Origin of the sequence: Acaryochloris sp. CCMEE 5410 (assembly GCF_000238775.2) — a bacterium.
Taxonomy (GTDB): Bacteria; Cyanobacteriota; Cyanobacteriia; order Thermosynechococcales; family Thermosynechococcaceae; genus Acaryochloris.
Genome location: NZ_AFEJ02000001.1, coordinates 1,933,701 through 1,959,894, shown reverse-complemented (window position 1 = coordinate 1,959,894; position 26,194 = coordinate 1,933,701). Strand labels below are relative to the sequence as shown.

At 48.9% G+C, this 26,194-nt stretch carries 18 protein-coding genes and 2 pseudogenes; 6 read left to right on the top strand and 14 right to left on the bottom strand.

The features are described 5' to 3' along the window. Positions 1 to 72 precede the first annotated feature (72 nt). From ON05_RS08720 to ON05_RS08710, 3 genes are read right to left on the bottom strand one after another with little or no spacing between them, the layout of a single operon-like run. Entirely contained in the window at positions 73 to 753 is a 681-nt protein-coding gene (locus ON05_RS08720; RefSeq protein WP_010472022.1) for a cyanoexosortase A system-associated protein, read from the bottom strand. Next, the gene (gene crtA, locus ON05_RS08715) at positions 750 to 1,589 is read right to left on the bottom strand and encodes a cyanoexosortase A (RefSeq protein WP_010472024.1); all 840 of its coding nucleotides are present in this window, start codon (positions 1,587 to 1,589) and stop codon (positions 750 to 752) included. The genes ON05_RS08720 and crtA overlap by 4 nt, the downstream gene beginning before the upstream one ends. Then, positions 1,562 to 3,688 carry a VIT and VWA domain-containing protein gene (locus ON05_RS08710; RefSeq protein WP_010472025.1) on the bottom strand — a complete coding sequence of 709 codons (2,127 nt, stop codon included), beginning with the start codon at positions 3,686 to 3,688 and terminating at the stop codon, positions 1,562 to 1,564. The genes crtA and ON05_RS08710 overlap by 28 nt, the downstream gene beginning before the upstream one ends. 167 nt (positions 3,689 to 3,855) lie before the next feature. On the opposite strand from ON05_RS08710, the gene ON05_RS08705 reads away from it, so the two are divergent. The 4 genes and pseudogenes from ON05_RS08705 to ON05_RS08690 all read left to right on the top strand — a co-directional run. Next, positions 3,856 to 5,184, top strand: a complete 1,329-nt coding sequence (locus tag ON05_RS08705) for an AAA-like domain-containing protein (protein WP_010472027.1) — start codon at positions 3,856 to 3,858, stop codon at positions 5,182 to 5,184. 119 nt (positions 5,185 to 5,303) lie between these two features. Beyond that, entirely contained in the window at positions 5,304 to 6,242 is a 939-nt protein-coding gene (locus ON05_RS08700) for a DUF7003 family protein (protein ID WP_262561446.1), read from the top strand. Between the two features lie 226 nt (positions 6,243 to 6,468). Further along, positions 6,469 to 6,742: pseudogene (locus ON05_RS38460) on the top strand (hypothetical protein). After that, positions 6,739 to 6,914: pseudogene (locus ON05_RS08690) on the top strand (clan AA aspartic protease); the annotation flags it as partial. The pseudogenes ON05_RS38460 and ON05_RS08690, both read left to right, overlap by 4 nt. Before the next feature lie 99 nt (positions 6,915 to 7,013). On the opposite strand, the gene ON05_RS08685 reads toward ON05_RS08690, so the two are convergent. The 10 genes from ON05_RS08685 to petN form a co-directional block, all read right to left on the bottom strand. After that, positions 7,014 to 8,657, bottom strand: a complete 1,644-nt coding sequence (locus tag ON05_RS08685; RefSeq protein ID WP_010472034.1) for a hypothetical protein — start codon at positions 8,655 to 8,657, stop codon at positions 7,014 to 7,016. Positions 8,658 to 8,695: 38 nt separating this feature from the next. Next, a complete protein-coding gene (locus tag ON05_RS08680) occupies positions 8,696 to 11,932 on the bottom strand; it encodes a WGR domain-containing protein (RefSeq protein WP_010472035.1) in 3,237 nt (1,078 codons plus the stop codon). Positions 11,933 to 12,130: 198 nt separating this feature from the next. Then, positions 12,131 to 13,474: a DUF6745 domain-containing protein gene (locus ON05_RS08675; protein WP_262561445.1), complete on the bottom strand. Its 1,344-nt coding sequence runs from the start codon at positions 13,472 to 13,474 to the stop codon at positions 12,131 to 12,133. Continuing rightward, complete coding sequence (locus ON05_RS08670) at positions 13,440 to 13,742, bottom strand: hypothetical protein (protein ID WP_029315121.1); 303 nt, start codon at positions 13,740 to 13,742, stop codon at positions 13,440 to 13,442. Before ON05_RS08670 ends, ON05_RS08675 begins: the two co-directional genes overlap by 35 nt. 206 nt (positions 13,743 to 13,948) lie before the next feature. After that, the gene (locus ON05_RS08665; protein ID WP_010472040.1) at positions 13,949 to 16,249 is read right to left on the bottom strand and encodes an NACHT domain-containing NTPase; all 2,301 of its coding nucleotides are present in this window, start codon (positions 16,247 to 16,249) and stop codon (positions 13,949 to 13,951) included. 167 nt (positions 16,250 to 16,416) lie between these two features. Continuing rightward, the gene (locus ON05_RS08660) at positions 16,417 to 17,118 is read right to left on the bottom strand and encodes a response regulator transcription factor (protein WP_010472042.1); all 702 of its coding nucleotides are present in this window, start codon (positions 17,116 to 17,118) and stop codon (positions 16,417 to 16,419) included. Next, complete coding sequence (locus tag ON05_RS08655; protein WP_236618912.1) at positions 17,111 to 19,495, bottom strand: ATP-binding protein; 2,385 nt, start codon at positions 19,493 to 19,495, stop codon at positions 17,111 to 17,113. The genes ON05_RS08660 and ON05_RS08655 overlap by 8 nt, the downstream gene beginning before the upstream one ends. 923 nt (positions 19,496 to 20,418) lie before the next feature. Continuing rightward, positions 20,419 to 22,173 carry an arginine--tRNA ligase gene (argS, locus tag ON05_RS08650; RefSeq protein WP_010472046.1) on the bottom strand — a complete coding sequence of 585 codons (1,755 nt, stop codon included), beginning with the start codon at positions 22,171 to 22,173 and terminating at the stop codon, positions 20,419 to 20,421. Positions 22,174 to 22,177: 4 nt separating this feature from the next. Next, positions 22,178 to 22,330, bottom strand: a complete 153-nt coding sequence (locus ON05_RS08645; protein ID WP_085945158.1) for a hypothetical protein — start codon at positions 22,328 to 22,330, stop codon at positions 22,178 to 22,180. Between the two features lie 38 nt (positions 22,331 to 22,368). Beyond that, positions 22,369 to 22,458, bottom strand: a complete 90-nt coding sequence (gene petN, locus ON05_RS08640) for a cytochrome b6-f complex subunit PetN (RefSeq protein ID WP_010472049.1) — start codon at positions 22,456 to 22,458, stop codon at positions 22,369 to 22,371. Between the two features lie 108 nt (positions 22,459 to 22,566). Between petN and ON05_RS08635 the strand changes: the two genes are divergently transcribed. Then, complete coding sequence (locus ON05_RS08635; RefSeq protein WP_010472051.1) at positions 22,567 to 23,409, top strand: methyltransferase domain-containing protein; 843 nt, start codon at positions 22,567 to 22,569, stop codon at positions 23,407 to 23,409. Then, on the top strand, positions 23,406 to 24,377 hold the full coding sequence (locus ON05_RS08630) for a homogentisate phytyltransferase (RefSeq protein WP_262561443.1): 972 nt from the start codon (positions 23,406 to 23,408) through the stop codon (positions 24,375 to 24,377). The genes ON05_RS08635 and ON05_RS08630 overlap by 4 nt, the downstream gene beginning before the upstream one ends. A 37-nt stretch (positions 24,378 to 24,414) precedes the next feature. On the opposite strand, the gene ON05_RS08625 is transcribed toward ON05_RS08630, so the two are convergent. Beyond that, positions 24,415 to 26,013, bottom strand: a complete 1,599-nt coding sequence (locus tag ON05_RS08625) for a serine/threonine-protein kinase (RefSeq protein ID WP_029315123.1) — start codon at positions 26,011 to 26,013, stop codon at positions 24,415 to 24,417. Positions 26,014 to 26,194: the final 181 nt, after the last annotated feature.

Genomic DNA, 26,194 nt, shown 5'->3' with positions numbered 1-26,194 from the left:
ATCCCCCAATCACGGGGGAATGGAGGTAAGGATGCGGCCCTTAGAGGCGATGGAGTAAGGTTTTCAAGAGCATTACGGGGTCTTGGCTGATGGCGGAAAGTGAAATTGCCACCACTGATGCCAGTCTGTCCAGGTAGACGTTAAAGCCTGAGCCTGCACTGCCGAGGTCGCATCGCTTGAGGTCGATAAGGTCATCTGGGTCCATAGACAACGATTGTCATGGAGAGGCGCTTGGCCGAGGATCCAGCCGAGGAAACGCCCAGATCGCCAATCGTATAGGGTACGGTTGCGCTTGAACTGATCGCTGGTGACGGTACTGGTTCCTTGAGGGTTGATACAGGCATCTAGCTGGCTAGCAGCGCCCTGAGTAAATAGGCTGAATTCCCCCACGCCTTCTACGGATTGCAGCACGGTGCCTAAACTGCCGGTCTGATGTTTAATCAGGGCTTTTAGGTCGCCATTGGTCTGGGCCAGATATCTCATCTCAATGTGTAAATGGGTATCGCCTTGGTGGTAGTGATACCGCTGCCCAGACACCACTTCACCAGGAATATCTTGAGGGTCTGGGGTTTGATCAGGCGTGAGGGGCTGACTATCAGTAAAGGTCCAATCTGCAAGGGGAATGACTTGAGGAAATGGGTAGGGCGCAACTTGAGGGATTTGGGGTTGGAAGATTGCGATCGCAACTCCCCATACCAAAACCGTGACTCCCCAAACCACTGCTAGTGGGTTGTTTCTACACCATCTGATCATGATAAATACCTCCCTTGGCGAGTCGGCAAACTGAGGAGCAGCAGCCCCAGCAGCAATACAGCCAGTAGCGAAAATAAGAGCGACCCATCGCCTTGGTGCCAGTAGTGAAGGGTATCCGGTTGGCTGGAGAGAATGGCGAGGAGAGCCACACGACAGCCATTAGCAAAGAAGCCAATACCGATCGCTCCCAGTAGGATCAGATATTTCTGTTGGCCCTGCGTCGCGGTTAAAGTCACATATATCCAGGCCAAGCCCAGAAGCTGGGTAATCGACCGTACCCCAGAGCAACCGTTATAGACCTCAATAGCACCCCCTGGCAGGGCAATGGTAAAGCCCTGTTGATGGACGGCAAAGCCCATCAGTCGTAGCAGCATCGTAGAAAGCTGAGTGGTCCAGGTGGTGAAATCGAGCAGGTAGAGCAGCTCCCAAGGCAGGGCAAAGAAGCCTAAGAGGTAAAGCGCTCCTTGATATTGCGCCAATCCCTGGACGCCGGAAGCTAAGAGACTCAAACTCACCAGCACTAGTAGAGGATAGAGCCGCAGAAAATAGTCAGATTCAAAGGCATGAAGCCCTCGATAAACCACGCCTGCCAGCAACAGCAGTCCACCCCAAGTGGCTCGATGGTCGCGAAGGGATAAGTAATGACGCTGGGTGTAAAGCTGCATAGCGGTGGCGGCCCAAAAGATACTGCTGGCGGGTAAGAGGTAGGGATATTGGCTGCGACGAACGAGGAGGAGATGGAGCAAGACTTGGGTCATACCAATGGCAACGAGCCAAGTCTTCGCCCCTGGTTGGGACTGAGCTAGACTCATGACTGCCTCCGGGTGGGCAACCATTTCAAGCCATGCTTTTTGGCCATAACCAGGAAGATGCCAAATAGAGCAATCAGGTAACCGAGAATTTCGCTGGGTTCCGGGGTAGCATGGGCCGCTGGGTTGGTCAGCTTCATCCCTTCCGGCAGATCAACCGGTACCCGTTGTTTGAGGTTGGGGTTGTTGGGGTCGACGCGAATCTCTTCGGTAACAGCGACAAAGGCGGTGTATTTAGAGAGCAAGCGATAGGCGAGGGCAGTATCAAGCACCTGCTTAACAGCCGGGTCCGTTTCTCGGCCATACATCTGGTTCATTAAACTTTTGATGCGATTCCGGCCCCAGAGCTGGGCTATCGCCTCATTGCCAGAGGCATCAAACTTAACGTCCAATACCTGCTTATAGGGTTTTCCACCTGCCATTCGGCCCGTAATTTTCAGCTTGCCGGATTGGCCATCCTGCTTGCGCCCGTGGAGAACCAGGGGCTGGTTGGCAAATAGATCCGGGACTCGCAGGGGATAAATATCGGGGCCTTTACCAGGACCGACCCAGGAGACTTCGATATCGGTCAAGACGGGCTTGTTAATGGTTTTGACAAACTTCGCAGCCACTTTCTCAGCGGAGTCTTTGGGGGCGACGACTTCAACAGTTCCTCGACCCACTTCTGCCAGACGATCCAGCAAAAAACGATTGGTGGAGAAACCGACGCCAAAGGGGTAAATGCGATTCCCCGGCTTCAGACGATCGCGCACGGCAGCAATGATGGTTTCGTCATCCCCAATCAGACCATCCGTGAGTAGAACCACACTGCGCAGGCGTCCATCTGGGGCCGGGGGAAAGGCGGCAACGGTATTGATGCCATTCATCAGCTCTGTCCCGCCATTGGCATCCAGTTTTTTAATATAGTCCAGGGCCTTTTTGCGATTAGCCGGGGTATTGGCCAGGGGCTTTGGGGACAGTTTAGAGGTGGTATTGGAGAAGTTGATAATGCTGAAAGTATCGTTGGGATTGAGCTTGTCCAAAAACTGGGCCATTAGCTTTCTAGATTGGACAATGGGTGGGCCACTTTGAGACCCGGAGGTATCAATCAGGAACACTACGTCCTTGGGGACAATCTCGTTCGACTTATATTTCAAGGCTGGAATTAAGTAGGTGGCAAAGTGACCGCCCCGTTGGTCAGACTGAGTTAGGAGTGTGGCTTGGGTCTGCTTGCTGGCCACCTGATAGCGGAGAATTAGATCCTTGTTGGGGATGGTTTTTTGATTGGCCAGTTTGACCTGGGTTTGCTGGCCTTTTTTGCTGGTGAGAATGGGATGGGAGGGCGATCGCAAATTCCGTATCGGTACCCCCGCATCTAAATTGACCGTGATACTGATATCGTTACCAGACCGCTGACTAGGCGGCAGGAGGGGAGGTGTAATCTTGGCAGCATCGGTGACCCGAGTGGTATTACCTGCGGCATCAATCTGATCGCCGGGAATATAGCGAGGCCCAACCACCGTGGGAAAGACAAACTCGTAATCTCCCCCTTCAAACTCCAAGCTGTTAGTGTAGCGAATCACCACTTCTATGGTTTCCCCGGGCACGATATTGGCGAGGGATTGGGTAAATAAATTAGCCCGCTCCTGCTCTAGGAGAGCAGCGGTTTTACCTTCCTGCTTAGCCGTTTCATAGATTTGTTTGGCTTCTTGCCGCTCTTTGATCACACCGCGAATAATCCGATTGCCAATCCGAATTTCCATATCGTCCACGGCGGCATCTTCGGGTAGGGGAAATTGATAGATCGCTTCCAATGGTCGGTCGTAGGGATTGGTAAAGGTTTGCTTGACCTCTACCCGCGACAGATTACCGGAGATATCGGCTTCGACATCAGTTTGTTTAAGGGGAAAAGACAGTTTCTTGCCATCCACCTCGGCAAAAAGCCCTCCGGTGGGTGGAGACGGTTTTGATTTCTGATTTACCTCTTGTTTGGGTTGAGATAGCTTGGGGGATTGGGCATGGGATTTGGATTCGAATTGCAACACATTTGAGCTGACAAAGACGGTTCCCGCGACCATGCCCGAGAGTAGTAGCAGGGTAGAGATGGGTTTGTGCCAAGACCCCGGTTGTTGACTGGGATGGGACATATGAGACTCCTTACACCAAATGCAATTGACCCCATTCTGGTCAAGGTGAACGGGAGAACCAAGGGGAATTAATTGGGTGTTGGAACGGGGTGCGATCGCAAATTATTGGAATTTATAGGTTTTAATTGGGAAGTGGGTTCCGGCATCAGCAGCGTTAAAAATTGGGTATGGAGAACGACGCAGACTTTAGCTGGCCCGTGGCTCGGGACTTTGCCAATCAACTCATCTTTATGGCAACTGCCAAACACCTCAGCGATTTGGAAGTCCAGGTATTGCTAGGGTCTTGGCATCACCAAACCTATGAGCAAATGGCGGAGCAGCTGCACTATGGAGCGGCCTACCTCAATCGAGATATTGGCAATCCTTTGTGGAAGCGTTTGGGACAGGCACTCAACGAGAAGGTTAGTAAAACCAATTTCAAAGAGGCATTGCGACGGGCTTGGGAACAGCAGGTTCACGCTCCACCTGTCGTAACGTCGAGTCCAGCACCCATCATTGAAGGTCCGATTTCGCCGGAGTCCCCGTTTTATTTGGAACGGGCAGGGGTTGAACAATTGGGCTGTCAGACCTTGCTCAAACCAGGAGCGTTACTGCGGATTAAAGCACCGCAACTGATGGGCAAAACCTCGTTGCTCTATCACTTAATGGCCTTTGCCCAACAGCAAACCTATCCGACGGTTTATATCGATATGGGCAGTATCGATAAATCTGTTTTGGCGAGCTTGGAGAAGCTATTAAAGTGGCTCTGCGCCATGACTAGCCGTCAGCTCCACCTGCCCAATCGACTGTCAGAACTTTGGGATTCAGAGATTTTTGGCAGTAATGATAATTGCACGGCCTATTTTGAAGATCATATATTCCCGGAAGTGCAGGGACCGTTTGTTTTAGGACTCGATAATGTCGATCGACTATTTCCCTTTCAAGACATTATTGAAGACTTTTTTGGCATGCTGCGGAGCTGGCATGAGAAGGGGCGTATCTCTCAGCAATGGCAGCAACTGCGGCTGATTCTGGTTCATTCAACGGAAGCCTATATTCCCCTGGATTACCATCAATCTCCGTTTAATACAGGGGTTCCCATTGGGCTCTCGGAGTTTACTGCCCACCAAATCCAACATCTGGCTCAACTGCATCAGGTGGCACTTACTGAAAGTGAGCTGTCAAAATTAATGGCGATGATTGGGGGACATCCCTATCTGGTTCGAGTGGCGCTATCTGCCCTCAGTACGCGGGAACTGACGTTTAATCAGCTTGTGCAAACAGCTGTTAGTGATGAGGGGATTTATAGTGCTCATCTACTACACCACTGGGTCACGTTGCAGCAGACGCCTGATCTGATGCAAGCGTTTCAAGGTGTGCTAATGGCTACTGCATCACTGAACCCAGTGCAAGCCTATAAACTCCACAGTATGGGGTTAATTAAACGGGAGAATAATCAGGTCATTCCCCGTAATGACCTTTATGAGTCTTATTTTCAAAGGATATATTCGCACTGACATTCCTATCAATTTTTTTAAAAAAACTAGAAGTGCACATTATCTACAAAAGCCCTATCTCTAATCTTTAAATAGCAATTAACTAAAATGCAATTTTTCCTTGGTCTGGGATTGAAGTCATGACAGAACTTGCTGAACAAGCCATTGCCAAGCTCAAAGCTTTAATTTTAGCTTTACCTCCTAATGAGCAAAATAAAATCGCAGCCAAGATTTTTGCAAGTTTGGAAAACGTGCAAGATGACATTAAAGCCAAGATTTTCTCGGAAGACTTTGAGGATAAGGCACGTGGGAATCAGATCTATGAACGCTCTAAAAGTGCTTTTCTCGAAGAAATTTCATCAGCTTTATCTGAATACCCGCTTCAGGAGGAAGCAAGAGGCTTCACTTCATCTGGGATTCTCCAATATTTGGATGAAAGTGATTATCCTCTACTCAATCTGAACTACGACATCGCAGCAGTTAGAGTGACAGGGTTTTGCAATCAGGAGAGCTGGGCGATTATCTATGAGCTACTGATGAACTACCCATCTTCAGATGGGATAGGACTGATGCTACGTGCCTATGGACCTGGTGTAAAAGTAGAAGAAGGATTTGGCACGCCAGGTTTACATTCATCTTTTAGATGGGATAAAGGGGAACTTCAATATGATGAAAACTATAAGCGTATTATCCCTCAAGAATTAGAGGTCTATATTCGTAATGAGCTGGTTATAATCCCATCAGAAGATGTGGCCAGACAAAATCGAGCTCCCGAGTTTGACTTTGATCTTCTAGTACATCTTGTAGAGAGTTTTGGCGAGGAACTGTACTCAACAGATGAGGAGCTATCTTTGTATATTTCCAAAGATTTAGAAAAGCTTGTTCAATTTGATGACTGGCATCATAAATATAACCATCATGATAAAGGCGAAGGCGTTTTTGAAGGCAATAAATTCCATATTCCTATCTATACATCAGGTGTAGTAGCTATTGCGAAAATCCTAGAAACCCAATACTTCGATTTGTGTGAATTACCATCAGTCAGACAGTTAGGTTTTGAGTGGACAACCTATGAATAAAGCCTCATTGAAAATCTTCGTATAAAACCTTGGTACACAGTTGAGTTTTACTACTACTCATGCTGGTGCAAGGCATTCGGGTCCATAAAACCAAGACCAGCAAGCGAGCGTAATGATGGGTGGCAGGCTTATGACTATTCAGGATTTGACAACTTGGTCCAACAGCACTGGAGCACCATTTCCAAAGTTAGAATAGTGAGCATAACTAGCGTAACGTCACCAGCCAATGACCGTTCGACACCCTCGGTATAGCAAAGAAGAGTTTGCTAAGCAAGGCAATGAAATTTATGAAACCCAGGTACGCTCTCAAGTTGAAGCGGGCTATCATGGCAAAATTGTGGCAATTGATATCGAAACGGGCGCTTGAGGTAGCTGATACCCCCATTTCAGCAACAGATCGACTTTATGAGCGCTGTCCAAATGCTCAACCCTGGGTGATTCGGATAGGGCCTCAGGCCGTCTATCGTTTTGGTTCACGGAGTCGTAAAAACACGGTATGATGCACGGCTTCGTCAACCAACGTTGTGAAGCCATCCTTCGCATTGCAGTGGGTCATGCTGATGCACCCAAACAAAGCGTTGAAGCCGTGATTGATACAGGGTTCACAGGCTTTTTATCTCTTCCACCCTCAACCATTACCAACCTTGGTATTTCCGTGATATTGGAACTTTATAATATGTCGATAGAAAAATATAAGGAAACCAACTTTGAAAACTATTTAAATTTAATCTTAAGCATAGTAGAGCGAATCTAGTTTGGTGTGGCAGCTTGTTAAGTTTTTGCCCGATTGTGCTGCATCCGCAAAGCCAGAATATGCTCACAGGGACCTTTGAACAGCTTATTTTGCTGATGCCAATTACAGGTACATTCGCCGTGAACCATCCGCTCATCTCGATCAATGGCCACAATCGGCTGAAATGTCTTATCCCGATGTTGAATCATGCCCTGTAACAGCAGGGTACCCTTCCCATCCACCGAAGACTGACTAACCCGCACCGCATTTTGATCCAGGAATCGCGTGGCTTGGGCTTCCCGCTCATTGCTAAAGCGCAGTTTATCCATAGGGAGTGGATCGCGGGCGAGTTCTCTTACCCGATAGACCTGCTGGTTGAGATCATAAATCGCCCGTCCCGCTTGGGTATAGGCACTCAAGGCTCCTAACACGATCGATTGATCCAGCCCCAAGCGTTTAGCCAGATCAGCAGGGGCCTCTACCCAATTCTGCTTCAAGGCGTCAAAGACCTGGCGCTTGGTCCAGTCATCCACCTGGGCGCGGGGGGCCATTAAGTCGAAATTTCCGGCTCGTGACCAGTCATTGGCGGTCCATCCCGATAGCCCTAAAGTGAAGGACATATCGTTGAGATCTGCCACGTAAAACGAGGGTAGTCCCGTGCCCAACAGATGCACCGTAAACTTGCGGGCGACAGGAATCAAACGCTCTAAAATCAGCAATCGTCGTCGCCCCCAAACCCTCACCATTTCTGGTTTACTCCCCTGATAAATAGAGCGGGCACAAACGATCTCTTGGTCCCAGGGTTCTAGAACCATCCGAATCGGTTCTCCAGGGGTGAGATGATAGCGGAGGCTGCGGGGACCCTGCTTTTCCCGGCGACGGCGGAGCGCAAAGCAGAGGTTGTAAATATCCATCGGATGCAGGTCAAATTGGATGGCGGGTAGAGCCATGGCCGAACTGACTTGCAAAAAGCCTCGCACCCAAGTGTCGGGTAAATCAATTTTGACCTCTTTGTAGGCCGCCGTGCCTGTGGTTTCGACTTCAAACCCAGAGGGATCAACTTCTAAGAGGGTTTGCCGATAGCTACGGATTTTTTGAAATTCGTCGTATAGCGCTGCGGAGTAGTCAACATTGGTGGTGCCGCAGGCAAATTCATTGACCTGGTCAAAGACGTTATAGCTGGCCCCTAAGCGACCGTAGCTAGATTCATCCTGACTAAAACACTCAAAGAACACCTCATCTGGGTGAACTGTAATCACGGGGTCAAGGACAAACCAGGCATCGTAGTCTTTGCGATAGAGGTAGTCAAAATATTGTTGTCTGGCCCGATAGAAGGGGGCTAATCGACTTGAACTGCGATGATGTAGGTCCGTGAGTTCCGATTGGAGGGCTTGGAGTTTATCAGTGACCTCTTGGCGTTGGGTGGCGACCAATTGCCAATCTATCTCATCCCGTTGCGCGGCCCAGGCCTTGTAGGCGGTTTTATCTTGAGGCTGAAATCGCAAGTCAGAGACCACCACATCATGAAGGGCACTAATGGCCTCGCGAAAGGCAATATTTTGCCGCAACTGCCCCCGAAAATAGGTCGGTTCGCGGGTCAAATCCGGGGAGAAGGACATTTGGGCTTGATTGCCCTGTCCCGATACCTTGCTATTCCGCTTGTAGTTGTAGTTAAACTCCATGCAAACTCTCTCGACTTCAGGATGGACGGCTTAATGATTTAAGACAAGGCAGCAGGCTTTCGCACAGCGACGGGCTTCACTTGCAGGGGGACTGATATTTGGGGATAGGCGCTGTGAATCTTCAATAAAATCTCTAATGCCTGAGCACGATCGCAAATGGCAATCGTCACGGACTGGCGAGTCAAAATTTCAGCGATAATCTCTGCAGCTTCCAGACTTTTGGTTGCTTCGGCTTCTAGGAAGGCATAGACCCGCTGCTTGGTAACCCGTCCGCGATTGACTTGGGTCAACACCCGCGTAAAGTAAGGCTTCAGGTCTTGCAGTCGCTGGGGATTATCTACGACATAGGTCTGCAGATATTGAGTAGCAAAAAGCTGCATATCGGTGGCAGGATGCTCACTAAATTTGAGCAAGTAGCTTTCCCCATCGGCATCGCGGAAACAGCGACCCACCAGATCGCGACCCAGTTGGCGGACCTGGGGAAGGTTGCTATCGCAAATGCTAATCACCACTGCAGGGGTCAGTTCATCGGGCCTCAGATCCTCGCGAAACAGCGTAAAACCAAATTGGCGCGTATCCTCCCAGGTAGACTCCAGTACCCTCACGATATCCAGTAAATCTGATTCGCTCTGGCGCAATCGGGGCAAAATCGCTTTCAGCATTCGCCATCCGGCGGTGCGCACAGAGAGCATTTCATGGTGGGTGAATTGGGCAATCTCAGTCGTGGGTAGGGTAGCCGACCAGCGATCGCAATGATGCTGCAATACATAACCCGCCATTTCTTGGGCTGCGGGAGATTCTGAGTCTAGGAGTGGGTAAACCTGTTCAGGGGTAATAGGGGCCATCCATCCCGGCAGATCCTGGCGCAGCAGCTCCGTTAAAAAGCGATGGATGCCTTCTGCTTCTTCGGGTGCCTGCAAGACCTCCAGTAGTGGTTGGGCCAGGTGCTGACTAAAGCTCGGTTGAGCCGTAGCCATACGCTGGATGGCTGGACGAATGGCCGAACGCATGTCAGCAAGGGGATGGGCGATCAGGGTGAGCAATAGTCCCGTTTGTTCCATCAACACCGCATCGGGCAATTGACTGAGGAGCCGTACCCCAACCACCCGCACGGAATCGAAGGGGGAATCAATCAGAGCATCAATTAGACCCGGTGGCAGTTCCGTCACCGGAGTGGTGTGGTTCAGCAGAATCCGCGCTCCAAAGGTCTGCATCTCTGCCGTGGGGTAGCGCAAGATATCCAACACCACTTCCAAACCGAGGGTCCGTAGTTGAGCCCCGAAACTCAGAAATAGGGTTTCGCTAATATCGGTGACCCAGTCTTCTGCCGGGATATGTTCAGGCGCTTGATTTAGGAGAATGGCAATCACCTGACCCAAAATCGCCCGTGCCCTCGTATCCTCCAGTAAAGCTGTACTCAACAGTCGCCGAGTAAAGGCCCGCATATCGGCAGGTTTACAGGTCATCAACTGAGCAATCAGCTGACTGTCGTTGAGGAACATATCCCGCTGAGCCATCATCCAGTCTTGAGCTTGCTGACGAGCGAGGGCATAGTTACAGGTTGCGATCGCAAGGATCAATTCCCGATTGGGTTGGGCTGGGTTATAGCGAGCCTGGGCAATTTCAAAACCCAACTGGGCCGTCATTTCATAGGGGCGCTCCAGCAACCGGATCACGCGCTCTAAGGGTAAGCCCTCCAGAAATGATCGACTGGACCGAATAGCTTTAACCGCAAACCCATGAACCGGTTGGCAGCAACTTTCCGACAATAAGCGCAGTAATGCATCAGGCTGCTGGTCCCATAAATGGGGGAAAGCTTCTTCCCGTCCAGGGGGAGCCGGATCACCCGGTTTATAGGAGGACTGACAACGCCAGGCTTTATTGGCAGGCTTGAGGACATAGCGAGGGCTTTGTTCATAGAGAACATGGTTAAAAGCGAGATACCCAGCAAAGAGATCCCAGTTAACCCGCCCCGTTTCCACCCGGCTATAGCTATTCCGCCAATCCCAGCGATAGAAAACCGATTCCCGAGTTGCCCCAGCATCCTCATCGGCATATTGCAACAACAGATCAACGGCAAAGCTGACATAGTTGGGGTCGCCCGCCTGACCGAGCTTGCGCAAGGTGCGCCAAACTCGACGTCGCAGGTAGGCTCGGGTCTTGTCGCTGTAAGCTAAGCGAGTATCTGGACGCCGTTGTTCTGCCGTAATCGGATTATCCGTGGTCCGCTCATACCGTCCTGTTCGGGAATTATAGGTATATCCGGCATAGAGATATTCCCCATCTGGCAGTCGTACACCATAGCCTTGATTGCGGTAGAGCGCATCTTCTTGCTCAAATCGATAGGCCAATAGCCCAAAGACTTCCGTATCCTGGCGATATTCGGCCATCTTGAAAATGTGGCGGAGTCGCTGGAAGTAGCTGGGGCGCAACGGGGCCGATTGAATCACCTCAAGTACAGCTGGTCGGGTTAGCTCACTATCGATCTGGTAAAGGATATCGAGCACGGCCAAGGTCTGGGAAGAGGCATTCGCGTCTAAGGTGTTTTTGAGGGTCTCTGTTAAGGCATTTGCTGGGCCTTGGCGAGCCAGGGTGCGTAAATCTGGCGGTAATTGTAAAATTAGCTCTTGCCGTAGGGCATCCCGTTGGGCCTCAGTTCCCAGCTTCAAGAGGGCTTCCAGGGTAATGCGTTGTACAAACTCTGCCCCAGGCTGGCGATAACGCTGTTCTAACGCCGTGTAGGTGGTCTGATCGCCACATCGCCCCAGTGCCCAAGCAATACAGTAATTTCTCAGATCCTCCTGGCCCCAAAGTTGTAGCAATAGGGGGGCTGCAGCCTGAATTTTTAATTCGCCCGCCCGCCAGATTACCCGATTTAGGGACCATGCCTTAGGCGCAGGGCGAGGGGCTGCAGAGGATTGAAGAGCAGCGGCTAAGCGATTTAAGACGGCTTGCGATCGCGCATTCGGATCAACCGGTGTCTCGATTGGGGTGGGTGCCGGGGCCGCCGTCGTCTCTGGTGGGCTAGCTTCTCCCGTACTGACGCGATACCCTTTGCGCAATTTGGCATTGATTAGTCGATCAAATATACGCTGCGCCATTTCTAACGGCACCGCAGACACCGTTTCGGAACCTTCTTTTAAGGCGGTGCCTTGGCGACCGTAGCGAAAATTAACCACATAAGCCCCGTCACTCACCTGGTACAGATCGACCTCATACACTTTTTCAGTACGACCCGCTTGATATACCAGGGTGGTTCGCTGAATCAGTTGCATGCAAGTATTCCTAACGATTCAATCAACAAAGGGAGAGGAGGCAAAGGAATTTTGAATAGTATCTATGTACTAATTCTAGGCCACCTTTATCCCAACAGCAAGTCCGTCCCTCTGGAACATTGCCAGGCAGGGAGATGGACAAATCATCCCCCTAGGTTTCCCAAAGCCACGCTCTAGTCCAGCTTTTTAAGCGAGCAATTAAGATTCTTGGGCAAACTCTTCAGGATCTGTATCCCAATTTACCCAGCGAATGGCTTCCCGCGCAGACTGAATACTGGGGGGAACCCGAGTGGCATGAATATAGCCCGTACTGGGACAGGTCATTTTCAATAAATAAATCGGTTCCACATCAATCGCGGGGGCAATTCGCAACAGCGTATATTCTCGCCAGGTGTTGAGGGATTCAGCTTGCAGTTCCTGACAAAGGCGATCATAGCCAATGCCCTGAATCAACACCCGCCGCAGTTCAGCATTCTGCTCATGGATCAGCCAATCGGCCTTCCAGACATGAGGATGGACGGTACCGTATCGCTCTGGGATTTGCACCCCATGAAACTGATAACTGCGATAGCCGTCCGCAAACTGGAGGGCTGCCCCCCCTTCGTAGTGAAAGCGCCCTTCGGGGTCCGCATGGCACTCTATGGGCCGATCGAACACGACACACATCTGCTCAAAAGGAAGGATTAAACCGCAATGCGTCGATAGCGATCGCAACTGTATCCACGCTTCTGGCTCATGATCGCACTCTAGGACCTCAATGCAATAGTCCAAAAGAGCAGGATGTAAGACTTCAAAAGTTTGGGTTAAAGCCTGCCAGCCCATGCCAACCAACCCCATAGTCGTGAGCATTTGCTGCATTCCCTGTTCCCAAGCCCGTATCTCAGGCTGTTGGCGAAAAGGGTGAATCACAGCCTCTTCTAAGGCCTGTCCTACTGGCTCTCCCCATTGCCACAGGGTCTCTCCCACATGGACTAGCAAGTCTCCGCCAGGCTGACTTTGAATTGCTTGTCGCCACTCCGTTTGTTGCTGCTGCCACAGTTGGTCCCACAGATTGGGCGACCATTCTCCCCAAGGGACAGCATCTTCTTCTATATGCTGGGTATTCCAAGCGAACAATTCGGCCAATGGAGTCCAAGTGATCAGGTTCAAATTTTGGGATAGGGTTGTTAATTCGGCAACTTTTAGGCGCTCACTAATTTCTACCAGCAATTCCGCCCGCAGCTGAGATCGAATTTGGTGACTGAGCTGTTTGACTAAAGGAAGGGTCAACAAAGGGACCCCCCACTGGTTGAGCAGTTGATCAATCCGGCGTTCTTGCAGGTAAGCCTGGGCTTCTAAAGGGCCAGAAAAAAATAGAATTTCAGGTTGCCGCTTCCCCATCAGAGCATAGCTGCGCTGAATAGTTTGCTCCACTTGCTGCGTTTCAATGGGCGTTGTGGCGCAGGAAACCGCTAGCCAACGCTGAAAGAAGGCTTCAATTTGTGCATTTTGAATGGGCGTTAAGGTATCAATCGGCCACATAGTGCCAACCTTCTGGCTCATATTCCCGTTGAATACGAACCTGCCAAGTCCCCTGAGGAATGGAGAGGGCGTTGTGCTCTTCGTGGGTGAGGGTGGCTTCCGGTGAGAGAACCCGCAAGTAAAGGGTGCCATCCTTTTCATACAGCTCGGCTTGCCCTTCACTGATGCGATGGCTATGCCCCGTCACTTCACCTTCCGCCAACGTCAAATGGGGAAGTTGCCGACCTAAGCTAGGTGTGGTGTTGGACAAAGGTCTGAGGATTACATCACCTTGACGAATGGGTTGCATCTCTGTCATCTCTCTAATGTCTCCTCCATTGTGGCACATGCATTTAAGAGATCTGTAAGGCTCTATTTCTCCTTAACAGAGGGCGAGATAGTCCTAGGGGTTGGCACTATTCAGTCCATCAAAAACTGGCATCACTCATTAAATAGAGGTCGTCTTGGGAAAAGGCTTAGAACAAGATGCCATTGCTGCAGTTATGCATCTCGGCATTAAGCAACAAACACCTTTTTAGGGCCAAACAGCTGAGCTTCTAGATCTGTCTGGATAGGAGGAGAAACGTAGCAATCCCCATACAAACATTCCACTAGGGTTTGTAAAACCCCATAGTATTCTTTGAGTTTTCCGTGGGTATCTAGGCCATTAAACCATTGCGGTTGAAATCCCCGATATTTCACCATCACTGCTTGTAGATCTTCTTGCCATTGCGGCCCCTGCTGTTGGTACCACGCCTGCAAGGCTTCTATATCCGCTGATTCGTCTGGCAACTGAACTTTCAAATCTTGCAAAGATTGCCAGAGGTGTGGATCTGCACAAATACTTTCATCAATCGCTAAGAACGTGGGCAGGAAGGTAAACGCTGGGTAATCTTGGGTGCCTTTCCGCTGCAAAGCCCTCACCGTTAAGAACAAGGCATAGTCAATGGCTAGATCCGCCGGTAAATTTTGGGTGAAGTTAGGGGCAATACAATTGGCCAAACCTGGATCGTCGCGGAGGATGAGGCTGATATAAAAGGCCGTAATCGGTAAGTGCTGGTCCGACGTCTCCAGGGTACTCACTTTCGTATGAATCGCCCCTAAAAAGTCCTGTACTTCAGGATGAGAACTCGACACATCGTTGAACGTGGTCAGGAGCTGCTGAACAAATGTATTGGCATTGGGCAACAAGCTCGCCGTCAGCAAAATCACTTCTCGCCATCGGGAATCGGTGATCTGAGTAGCGAGCTGACGGAGGGATTCATCGATGGTTTCAGGGGTGGCGATAATCTTCCGTGCCGTTAAATATTCTTGGAAGGTGAGATGGGAAAAGGAATAGACTTCCTTCGCCCGCTGGACTAAAAGGCCCGACTGTAGCTCAATACTTTTGAGGATGGCTGCACTTCGAGACCAGAGGGTCTCAAAATCCTGGGGCTCTGGAGCAATGGACTGCAGATATTCGGCAATTAAGTTGAGGACTTGTCGTTGCTCAAAATAATAATTGCCCTCGGCAAACGTCGTGGCAGCAATCTGACAAAGTAACGTAATCGTTTCTGGTTTGGTTAGGGAGAATTCATCCGCTTCCCGTTTAATGCCCCGAGCTTGATCCCATCGCTCTAGAAGGATTTCTAAACCGGCCTGATAGAGCTTGGCACGCTTGGTGGGGAAGGCCATGCGCTGTTGAAAGATGGAACAAATCAACCCTAACAACAACGGTGAAGCCGTTAAATTCTGGAGGGCCTGATTTTCCGGCTGTCGCAGCTGCTCTAGAAATTGGGCGGCCTGGGTTAGTCCCCCGGTTTTGGAGTTGCGGGCAGTGGCTACAAAATAGCGGCGGGCAAACACTTCCACCTGACTTTTCTGAAAGTCTGCCAATTCAATATAGTTAAAGCCTTGAAAATGGTAATGCTGAGCTTCAATCCGGCAGGTAATTAAAATTTGATTCTGATAATATTCTTCCGAAAATTGCTGAATTTGGGTCAATATGCTTTGGTTAAGGGAAGCCGGGACTTCATCCAAACCATCCAAAAGTAAGAGCACTCTTCCTCGGTCTAATAAGCCTTTGACCTGCTTAATATCTAAACCACATCGCTGCCAAAGCTGGTGGAGGTAAGTGAGTAAACTGCTATCAGCGGCATCTTGCGTTTGGGTCGCAAAAGTTCGCAAAGACAGAAACACAGGAATACATTCAGGTTTATAGCGGCCTTCATTACATTCCAAGGCCATGTGGCGCAGAAAAGTGGTTTTTCCAGCCCCAGGTTTACCTAGAATCACGACCTTATCCTGGTTTTGCAGGATGTCGATACTAGTCAGGGTAGAACCGTAAAGGGGTACCTCTTCTTCATTGCTGTAGGATTGCCGTTGCTGCAGGTCAGACACTTCTAGCCATTGTTGATGACTGAGGTTAGATAGGAAGTTGACCCCCGTATAGACCTGGTTCAGTTGAACGGGCTGGGTGATGTCTAGGGAGGATTGCAATGCTCCACACTGGGCTTGGATTTGACCTCGCAGTTGCGATCGCACCTTCTGTACCCAGGTATCAACCGCTAGATCTGTTTGCTCTTCCGAAATCGTCGTACTGGGAATCGGCAACTGAGGCAAAATCGCGATTTCTTGCCATTCCAGATCGAGCTGAAAGCATAGATCTATAAAGATATGCCGCTCAATGGGGCGGCCAGTGAAAAACTTCCAGACAGACTGTCGGGTTTCCAAGCCAACTTGCTCAGCCAAATAGGCTTGAGTCCAGCCTGTTCGCTGAAAGGCTTGTTTTGCAATAACTTGACCCCGTTCTGAGGCATTGAGCGATCGCTTTGCCATCGATTTCGCTGCCTATTCTTTACCTATTACAACAATGCCCACGGGAGTGGGCTGAGGAGACAAACTGAATTCAAATTACTCCCAGTTCAGATGAAAATGCCTATAATTTTCGCCAATATTGTTAGCTGAATCCCTTTTCCGTTTTGCATTTGCATCATAGGATTCAGTTAAATATTCGACTCGACAATTTCCAACTCTTGATAAAGGGCTGATCCCTCAGGAGTCAGCACATTCTCAACATCAGGAATTTGATTTAACAAAGAAATCTCGTCGTTACAAGCTTCTTTGAGAATTTGTAGACAACAATCTCGGCGAGCGCCAGGTTCTAGCTTTGAGAGCATTTGAATCGCTAGATTAAGCTTAGGAATAGACTTTTCTAAGTCCTGTTGCAATTGCTCAATCACATGATCTTTGCCTTCTGTATTCGCCTGGATCTTGGAAATTTTTGCCTGTAAATCTTCTGCTCGTTCTCGTTCGCGCTTATATTGGCTTTGAACAATTTCTCGCTTAGAAAGTCGGGTATTCACCGCTTCTAACAATTCAGATCTGGAAAAGGGCTTAGTGAGATAATCATCAGCACCAGAGGTCATCCCTTGGCGGATTTCAGCCTTATCAGCCATCGCCGTCAAGAAGATGAAAGGAATCATGGCGGTATCTGAGTTTTCACTTAGGGTTTCTAGCACCTCATAGCCGTTGAGTTCGGGCATCATCACATCGCAAATGATCAGTTCAGGTAGGTGCTCTTGAGCCCAAAGCGCCCCTAAAAAGCCATTTTCGGCGGTCACAACATCGTGCTCTTCTGCATCTAGAAGCTCAGCGATATTGGCTCTTACTAACTCTTCATCTTCAATTACTAAGATCTTAGCCATCTTGCTCTACCCTTTGGTTAATTGGAAGTTGCACAGTAAAGGTTGTGCCGACCTTTTCTTGACTGGTGAGTGAGATTTCACCCCCATGCAAGTCAACGGAACGTTTGACGATGGCCAAACCTAATCCTGTCCCCGAAATATTGCCAACGTTGCTGGCTCGATTAAAGGAATTAAAAACGCGATCGCATTCCGATTGCGGAATACCTAAGCCATGATCTTGAACATTGAAAATGGCGACATCATCTTCAAACACCAAATCAAAATCTACTGTTCCCCCCTGGGGAGAATATTTGATCGCATTGGACAGTAAATTGGTGAAAATATGACGCAGCAACTTTTCGTCCATTCGCGTTTCTGCCGGTTGGTCTTGTAAACGGCAGACAATCTCATGGGTATTGGTGGTAATTTGCAGCTCTTCTGCCAACCCCTTGCAAAACTCAGTCAGCTGCATGGGAATCGGCTTAAAGGCCAGGTTGCCAGATTCTGCTTTACCCAATAAGAGCACATCATTGAGCAAGCCAGTCATATGTTCAACAGACTGCTGGATCTGGTTTAAATGTTTGAGCTTTCGAGTGTCATCCCATTTATGACCGTAATGTTCTAGCAGTTCTGCAGAGGAAAGAATCGTCGCCAAAGGCGTTCTAAATTCATGGGATGTCATCGCCACAAACCGAGACTTCAGTTCGTTCAGCTCCCGCTCCTTGTTTAGAGCTGTCCGAATGTCTTCCTCAGAGCGTTTTCGCTCAGTAATATCTCGAATAACGGCCATGACCTCATTTTCAGCACTGACGGCAATCCGAGCTTCAAACGTCATGGGATTGCTATCATGGTCCAGCTCATATTCGAACAACTGCATTTCGTGACTCTCTAGGGCGTTTCTGATGCATTCCATAAAAGAAGTTGCTGTGTCCAGAGGAAAGACCTGGTCCAGAGGTTTCCCCAAGAATTCTTCCGTGGGTAAGGGTAAGGTTGTATTCGGCGCATCCTTATAGTTCACAAAGATGCCGTCAGCACTAAATCGGAACATCCAGTCGGGCATCGCATTAATCAAAGCCCGATTTGTCGCCACGCTAGATTGCAACGCCGCTTCGGCACGCTGGCGTTCGACAATTTCGCTTCTCAGTTGTTCGTTACTTTGCTTAAGTTCTGCGGTTCGCTGTTGCACGCGCACCTCCAATTCGCTGTGGGCTTGCTGTAAGGCTGCTTCTACTTGTTTACGGTCGCTAATATCACGACCTTCGAAAATGAGTAGGACGACATCTCCGTTGTCATCTCGGACAGGTTTTAGGGAAAAATCAATGGTCGCCACCACATCTCTCGCCCCTAGTACTGCCACTTCATAACGAATAAATTGGCCTCTGGCGGCTTCCAATACTGCTGCTTTCAGTCTTTTTTGGGTGTCAGTGGACGTCGTCCACCAGCGCGCTAACCACACTGGCCGATCAATCACATCCTCTAATTGCAGGCCGCCAAAGTCCAAAGCAGTTTGGTTCGCTTCTAGTAAAGTGCCATCGGGCTTTAATAGACCTGAGAACTGAAAGGTTTGATTAAAAATGGCTCGAAATCGCCGCTCACTATCTTGAAGGGCCGCTTCAGTGAGTTTTCGCTCTGTAATATCAACGATATAGCTGCGAATTAAATCGCTTTCTGCGATGAAGTGAACGGATTGTTCAAAAACTTGGTTGCCAATGTCCACTTCACGGACAAAAAATTTGTCATTGTCATTGCAAATTAAGGCTACCAATCCTGTCAAGATGGGATGCTTTGACTGCTCATCTCGTAGCTTAGGGAATTGGGCCTGAGCTGCCGGGTTCAAATAGGTGATTCTGCCGGTTAGATTGACCTCAATAATAGGATTTGAAAAAAGTTCAGGAAAAGAGGCTAAGCGAACAATGGCCGCTTCGTTGGAGCTGGTGAGCATCTCATCCGCTGTCGTCAGCGTCTGCATCGGATTATGAAGATTGGACAAAAATCCTGTCACATCTTCAGAGGCACACGATTCAAGATAATGGACATCCGAAATATTATTCGTCATGTAATATCTGGCCCGAACGTCATGGCCAAAGATGACTTCATCTCCATGCTTCAAGTCATGAGATGTGCAAGCTTGTCCATTTACAGTTAGACCGTTTTTGCTTCGTTTACCCTGGAGATTGCCATCAATCAGTCGAAACATATGGCTGTCTGTATCGGGCATGGTCACCCGCATCAACAGGGCGTGTTGCCGAGATGAGGATGGGGAATGAATGACAATGGAATTACTAAGATCTCGACCGATGGAACAAGTTGAATCCATTAAGGGAATCGTTCGCTTTCCCTGTTCATCTTCAACCACTAAAAAGTGCTGAACTTTTGTAGAAGGACTTGTCAAAACCATTGAATTTAATTCACGTTGCACGCACTCTCATTTCTAATATGCCCATCACTCAGGTGAACTAAAGCAAGAGAAAATTATTCCTGAAAATTAAGCTATTCGAGTTAGATAAATTTTTCTATATTCTAAATAATCTTGCTTGTTTTTTAAACACAAAAATAATTTAATTTTCTGTAAACCTAGGTGTTAAATGAACTGTTTTGCAGATTTTTTAGCTAAGAAAATAATGATTTTTTTGAATTAAGGCTGTTTAAACTATGTTGAGATTAGTCTTTTTGTATCTTGTGTATTATAAAATCTGTCTTTGTTAATCCTCTCTGGCATTGAATTTCAGCTCAATTCTGTGCTCAAAATGGAAAAAGATAAACCCGTCAGTATTATAAAAATATAGATTTACCGAAAATTTGATTTTATGGAATAGTTTATTGACGAGAAATATAAATATTATAAAAATAATCTTTCTCTTGTGCTGTAAAAAATAAACTAGAAAAGTATGCGGCTCTTAAACAAGAAAATATTTTCTATTTAGACTGACTATAAATAATTTTCCTCTAGCTGATATTCTTGAGCATTTATTATATTTATTTCAAGCAAAATAAAGACGCTGAAATCTGCGACTTTACGTCCTTAAAATAAAAATCTAGAAGATGGAGAGTTTACTTAATTATTCTTCGAGAAAAAGGTGAATAGATTAATAGAAATGTGGATGTCTTCACGAGAAAGCTGCCATCAACTCTACGTTGCGAACAGCGTGGATATGAGCGAGCGGTCTCTAGCTGCTTCCTGACGCAATGGATGTAAAGATCTTCACTTGCACCAGGGTAATAAGAGGCGCTTCGAGTATAGGTCTGTTTATTTAGTGTGACGGATTGGGGTTTGTGATCGCATCCCCAATCTTGTCTAATTTGTAGAACTTAGGTGTGACTTTACATCCGCTCCAGTACTTCAATCCCTAATAGGGATAACCCTAGCTTCAGCGTGCGGGCAGTCAGATCAGACAGCACCAGACGAGAGGTTCGAGCCGGTTCCTCTGCATTGAGGACCGGACATTGATCATAAAACTGATTGAACTTTTGGCTCAGCTCGAACAGATACTGACACAGTCGGTTCGGCATAAGGTCAGCAGCAACCTCAGCTAGAATGTCCTGCATTTGCAGTAGATGCTTCGCCAAAGCCAATTCTGAAGGTTCGGCAATGGTCATTGAGGCATCACTTAATTTAGAGAAATCAATGTTTCCTTTGCGGCTAATGCCCTGCACCCGGACATAGGCATAGATCATATAGGGCGCAGTATTACCCTGCAACGCCAGCATCTTGTCATAACTAAACACATAATTGCTCGTGCGGTTTTGACTCAGATCCGCATACTTCACGGCTCCTAAACCAATGACCTGGGCAACATTGGTGATAAACTCTGGCGTTTCAGTTCGTTCATCCTCTGCCAATCGTGATTCAACATCACTCTGGGCACGACTAATGGCCTCATCCAACAGACCTCGTAAACGAACCGTTTCGCCTGAGCGAGTTTTCAGTTTTTTCCCATCTTCACCCTGGACCATACCAAAGGGAACATGGACAACCTGGACAGTATCAGGAATCCAATGTGCTCTCGTTGCAACTTGAAATACCTGTGCAAAGTGGTTAATCTGCTCCGCACCTGTGACGTAAATAATTCGTGTAGCAGATTCAGTGTTAATCCGGTGCCGTAGAGCGGCTAAATCCGTGGTGGCATAGTTAAATCCGCCGTCAGACTTTTGGACAATCAGCGGTTGCGGATCGCCCTGTTTATTGGTGAAGCCTTCCAAAAAAACGCATTGTGCCCCTTGATCCGTTTCCAACAGACCTGCTTTATCCAAGTCTGTCAGCACATCCGCTAGCAAAGGATTATAAAAAGACTCCCCTCGCTCCGTCAGCTCAATATCCAAATCCCGATAAATCTTCTCAAACTCACGCCGAGATTGATCGCAGAGGAGTTGCCAAGCTTGAGTTGCCTCAGGATCGCCTTGCTGCAGTTTAACGACCGCATTCCGGGACTGCACCTGAAAGTCTTCATCCTCATCAAAGCGCTGCTTGGCTTTTTTATAAAACGCGACTAAATCGCCTAAATCTAGAGCATCCGAGGTGGTTAACGCTGCAGGATGAACTTCAGAGAGGTAAGTAATCAGCATGCCAAACTGGGTGCCCCAATCTCCGACATGATTGAGTCGCAGCACATCATTCCCTTGAAATTCGAGAATTCGGGCAATACAGTCGCCGATAATCGTAGACCGCAAATGGCCCACATGCATTTCTTTGGCGATATTGGGGCTAGAAAAATCAACAATCACCCGCTGCGGATCAGCAATCGACTCAATCCCTAAGCGAGGATCCGCCTGCATCTGCTGAAGTTGCTCCGCCAAAAAGGTGGGCTTGAGGGTTAAGTTGATAAAACCTGGCCCAGCAATGGTAGGCGGTTCGCACAGATCATCAACCTCAAGATGTTGCAGAATCTGATCTGCAATTCCACGAGGAGATTGCCCCAAAGGCTTTGCCAACGCTAGAGAGACATTCGATTGGTAGTCACCAAACTTGGGATTACTGGCGACGCCAACAACCGGAACAGAAATAACTAACTCAGATCCAAAGGCAGCGTTTAACGCTCGATCAAATCGAGTCTCTAAGGTTTTGAGGATGGACTTCATGAGCTTAACTGCGTTTTTTCCTAGCGGCACGCTGCTCGCGCTCGCGTCGTCTGCGATCACGCCACTCTGAGACAGTGAGATAGACAATGCCACCAGAGACGATGATTAACATTCCCAAGGCTACTAATGCCAGGGTATTGGTAACTGAGAAGTCCACAATATTTAGCGAATGACGAATGGGTTAACAAAGGCAAATTACATGCCGTGGCGGCCCCATACCACCATAGCGATGGAGTATGTGAAGAGAGTAAGAACTGAAACCCAACCCAAGGTCAAGATATCCATTATGCTGTTTGTGAACCAATTACGACGTTTAGCTATTCTATCCTGAAACCCCGTCACCACGGCAAGCATCTGCATCTCACTCGCATCTAATTTGGTCTTCTCCCAACTATGCCCGCTACTCTTTCCCAACAAATTCAGCAGTTCTATGACACCTCTTCAGGCTTGTGGGAGCAAGTTTGGGGCGAGCATATGCACCATGGCTACTATGGCCCCACCGGTCAGCAAGCCAAACCCCGCCGCCAAGCCCAAATTGATCTGATCGAAGAACTTCTGGCCTGGGGAGAGGTTCAACAGCCCCAACAGATTCTAGATGTGGGCTGTGGCATTGGTGGCAGCTCCCTGTACTTGGCTCAAAAATATAAGGCCCAGGTCACCGGAATTACCCTCAGCCCCGTCCAAGCCAATCGGGCTCAAGCTCGCGCTAGGGAAGCTGGGCTATCCACCCAATCAGACTTTAGAGTGGCCGATGCCCAACAAATGCCTTTTCCTGATGCATCCTTTGATCTGGTTTGGTCCTTGGAAAGTGGCGAACATATGCCCGATAAGACCCAGTTCTTGCAGGAATGTTGTCGAGTACTCAAACCAGGAGGACTCCTGTTAGTGGCGACCTGGTGCCATCGCCCCACCCCACCCGCCCTAAGCTGGAGCGAACAGCGACTGCTCAACGATATTTATCGCGTCTATTATTTGCCCTACGTGATTTCCTTGCCCGGCTATGCAGACATTGCTCAGACTCTCCCCTTATCTGGACTACAGACTGCAGACTGGTCCACCGCTGTTGCCCCCTTTTGGGATGAAGTGATTACCTCTGCCCTGGACTTTCAGGTCCTAATCGGCATCCTAAAAGCGGGACTGCAAACTTTACAAGGGGCCTTGGCCCTGAGCTTTATGTCCCGAGGCTATCGGCAAGGTCTGATTCGCTATGGACTATTAAAGGGAACGAAAACGTGACCTCCAGCATTAACGCCAGCCCCATCCAACGGTGGCTGCAGGCTTTATGGAAGTTCTCGCGCCCCCATACGATTATCGGCACTAGCCTCAGCGTCATCGGTTTAGCCGTGATTGCTCTGTCTACCCAATATCGGGGCAGTGCCTTATGGATCGATCTCCCCATTCCAGCCCCAGCCTTTTATCTGCAGTTCTTCCGCTGGCTCGGCGCTGCCCTTATACCGAGCTTAGGAGCCAATGTCTATATCGTCGGCCTCAATCAGCTCACTGATATCGATATTGATCGCATCAATAAACCTCAGCTTCCCTTAGCGTCCGGCGAGTTTTCCCCCCGGCAAGGTCGATGGATTGTGGCGAGCGCTGGACTGTTAGCCTTAGGCCTCTCTGCGATCCAAGGCCATCGATTACTCTGGACGGTTGGGCTGAGTATGCTGATGGGCACGGTCTATTCTATTCCCCCCATTCGTCTCAAACGGTTTCCCTTTTGGGCCGCTCTCTGTATTTTTGGCGTGCGAGGAGTCGTTGTTAATGTCGGATTTTTTCTCCACTTTCGCCATTTACTAGGCGGAAGTGGGGCCATCCCGTTGAAAGTGTGGGTATTAACAGGATTTGTGATTCTGTTTGCCTTTGCGATCGCAATCTTCAAAGACATTCCCGATCGGGAAGGGGACTTGAAGTTTGACATCCACACCTTAACCGTACGCCTCGGCGGCGAATGGGTCTTCAGGCTATCTTGCTGGGTTCTGGGTATCGCCTACTTAGGAATCATCGGCATGGCCTTCTGGGGATTACCCCAGACGCATCAAGGTCTGTTGCTGTCTACCCATCTGGGGCTGCTCTTTTGGTTTTGGTACCGCAGTCAGCGGGTCAACCTCAAGCATCACCAACAGGTTACCCAGTTTTATCAATGGATCTGGAAGCTCTTCTTTCTGGAATATGTGATATTCCCGGTTGCCTGCCTGTGGCAATAATCCCGTCAGTTTCGGCCATTCGTACCAAGACGATGGATTAACAGCGCCCTTTCTTGCCTCGCTTGCCGTTAGGGTAGACCGTCAACCAATTTGTCTGGGCAAACGATAATTGAGACTCACTCAGTTTGGCACCTGATAAATCTGCCCCACAAAGATTAGCTCCCCGTAAATTGGCATGGCTAAGATAGGCATCACTCAGATTAGCGCCTCGCAAATCCGCATTGGCCAAATCAGCATGGCTCATATAGGCCTGCATCAAATTCGCGTTGCGTAAGTTGGCTCCGGTAAAGTTAGCCCGACCAAAATTCGCATTGATCAAGATGGCATCCCGCAAATCCGTATTTTGGAACTTACCTTCATGGAAGTTGGCGCTTGGCAGTTGAAACTTACGGAGATTTAGATTGCGTAAATCTTGTCCACTAAAGTCTCGCTGACCCCGTCCATAGGCATGTTGGACTGCATTAGGGGTTAAGCGTGCTTTCTTTGGACCTCGCGAACTCAGACTAGAAGAAGAGTCCAATCCTGTATAGCTAGAACGAGGGGTTGACAGTTGTCCTGAAACTTTGGAAAGGGCACCTGACAGAGGGGATTGAGCCCGGGAGTTATACCGCCGAATCCCAGAGGCGGCCCGAGAAGACGGTGAGTTGGAACGCGGTCTTGTGGGTGAATAGGACCGGGACGAGGAAGAAGAACGGTGAGGCGGTTGAGAGGCAGAAATGCCCGAAGACGATCCCTGAGCATTCTTCGCTAGAGCCTGGAGTACCTCTTTGGCAGACCGATAGCGATCCCGAAGGGAGACCTCCAACATCTTGCCCAGGATCTCTTGTAGTTCAGGACTAATCCGCACATGCTCTCGCCAGCTTAACTCGCCTGACACGGGGTTATAGCTTAAATCTTTGGGAGATTTTCCCGTTAACAAGTAAATGCAAGTCACTCCCAGGCTATATACGTCACTGGCATAAACCGGACGCATAGCCATCTGTTCCGGTGGGGCAAAACCGGGAGTACCAACGGCAAAAGAAGTGAGGGTACTATTCTCATCCGGGTTTGCAATCGCCGTCTGACTCACTTGGTCTTTGACGGCACCAAAGTCAATTACCACTAGCTTGTCATCAATTTCTCGACGAATGATGTTGGCTGGCTTCAGGTCGCGATGAATGACTTCTACACTGTGCAAATGCTCCATCAAGGGTAAAACTTCTTCCAGCACGTTATAGACCATCGATTCGTCAAACGGACCGGACCGACGAACCTCTTGCTGCAGGGTTGCGCCCTTGACATACTCTTGAACCAGGAAAAATTCCTGACCGAGCTCAAAATAATCCAAAAGTCTCGGCAGTTGAGGGTGATTACCGATTTTACCGAGGGTTTCAGCTTCTCGTTGAAACAATTCTCGGGACATTTCCAGAATGTGGGGAGCGGTGACGACGGGACGAAGCTGCTTAATCACGCAGGTGGGTTTTCCAGGTAGCCCTTCATCTTCAGCCAAAAATGTCGTTGCAAACCCTCCTCGACCCAAAATTCGAGTCGAACGATAGCGATCACGTAATACCAGGTTATTACCACAAGCCTGACAAACCATTTGCCGTGGTGCATTACTGGGATTCGTACAAGCTGGATTTAAGCAATAGCTCATTCAGCGTCTCTCAGGTGATTGTGAATCAGGTGTGCTTTTAGAAGGTGCAAACTCTCCTATAGTCATTCTGCCCGCTTTTGTTCCTCGTGGGAGCATGCCCTGCTAATTCGATAAACAAGGTCAGGATAACAACGATAGTTGTCAACACTAGGAGTAGACAGTTTTTGATGCCAAAAGGTTT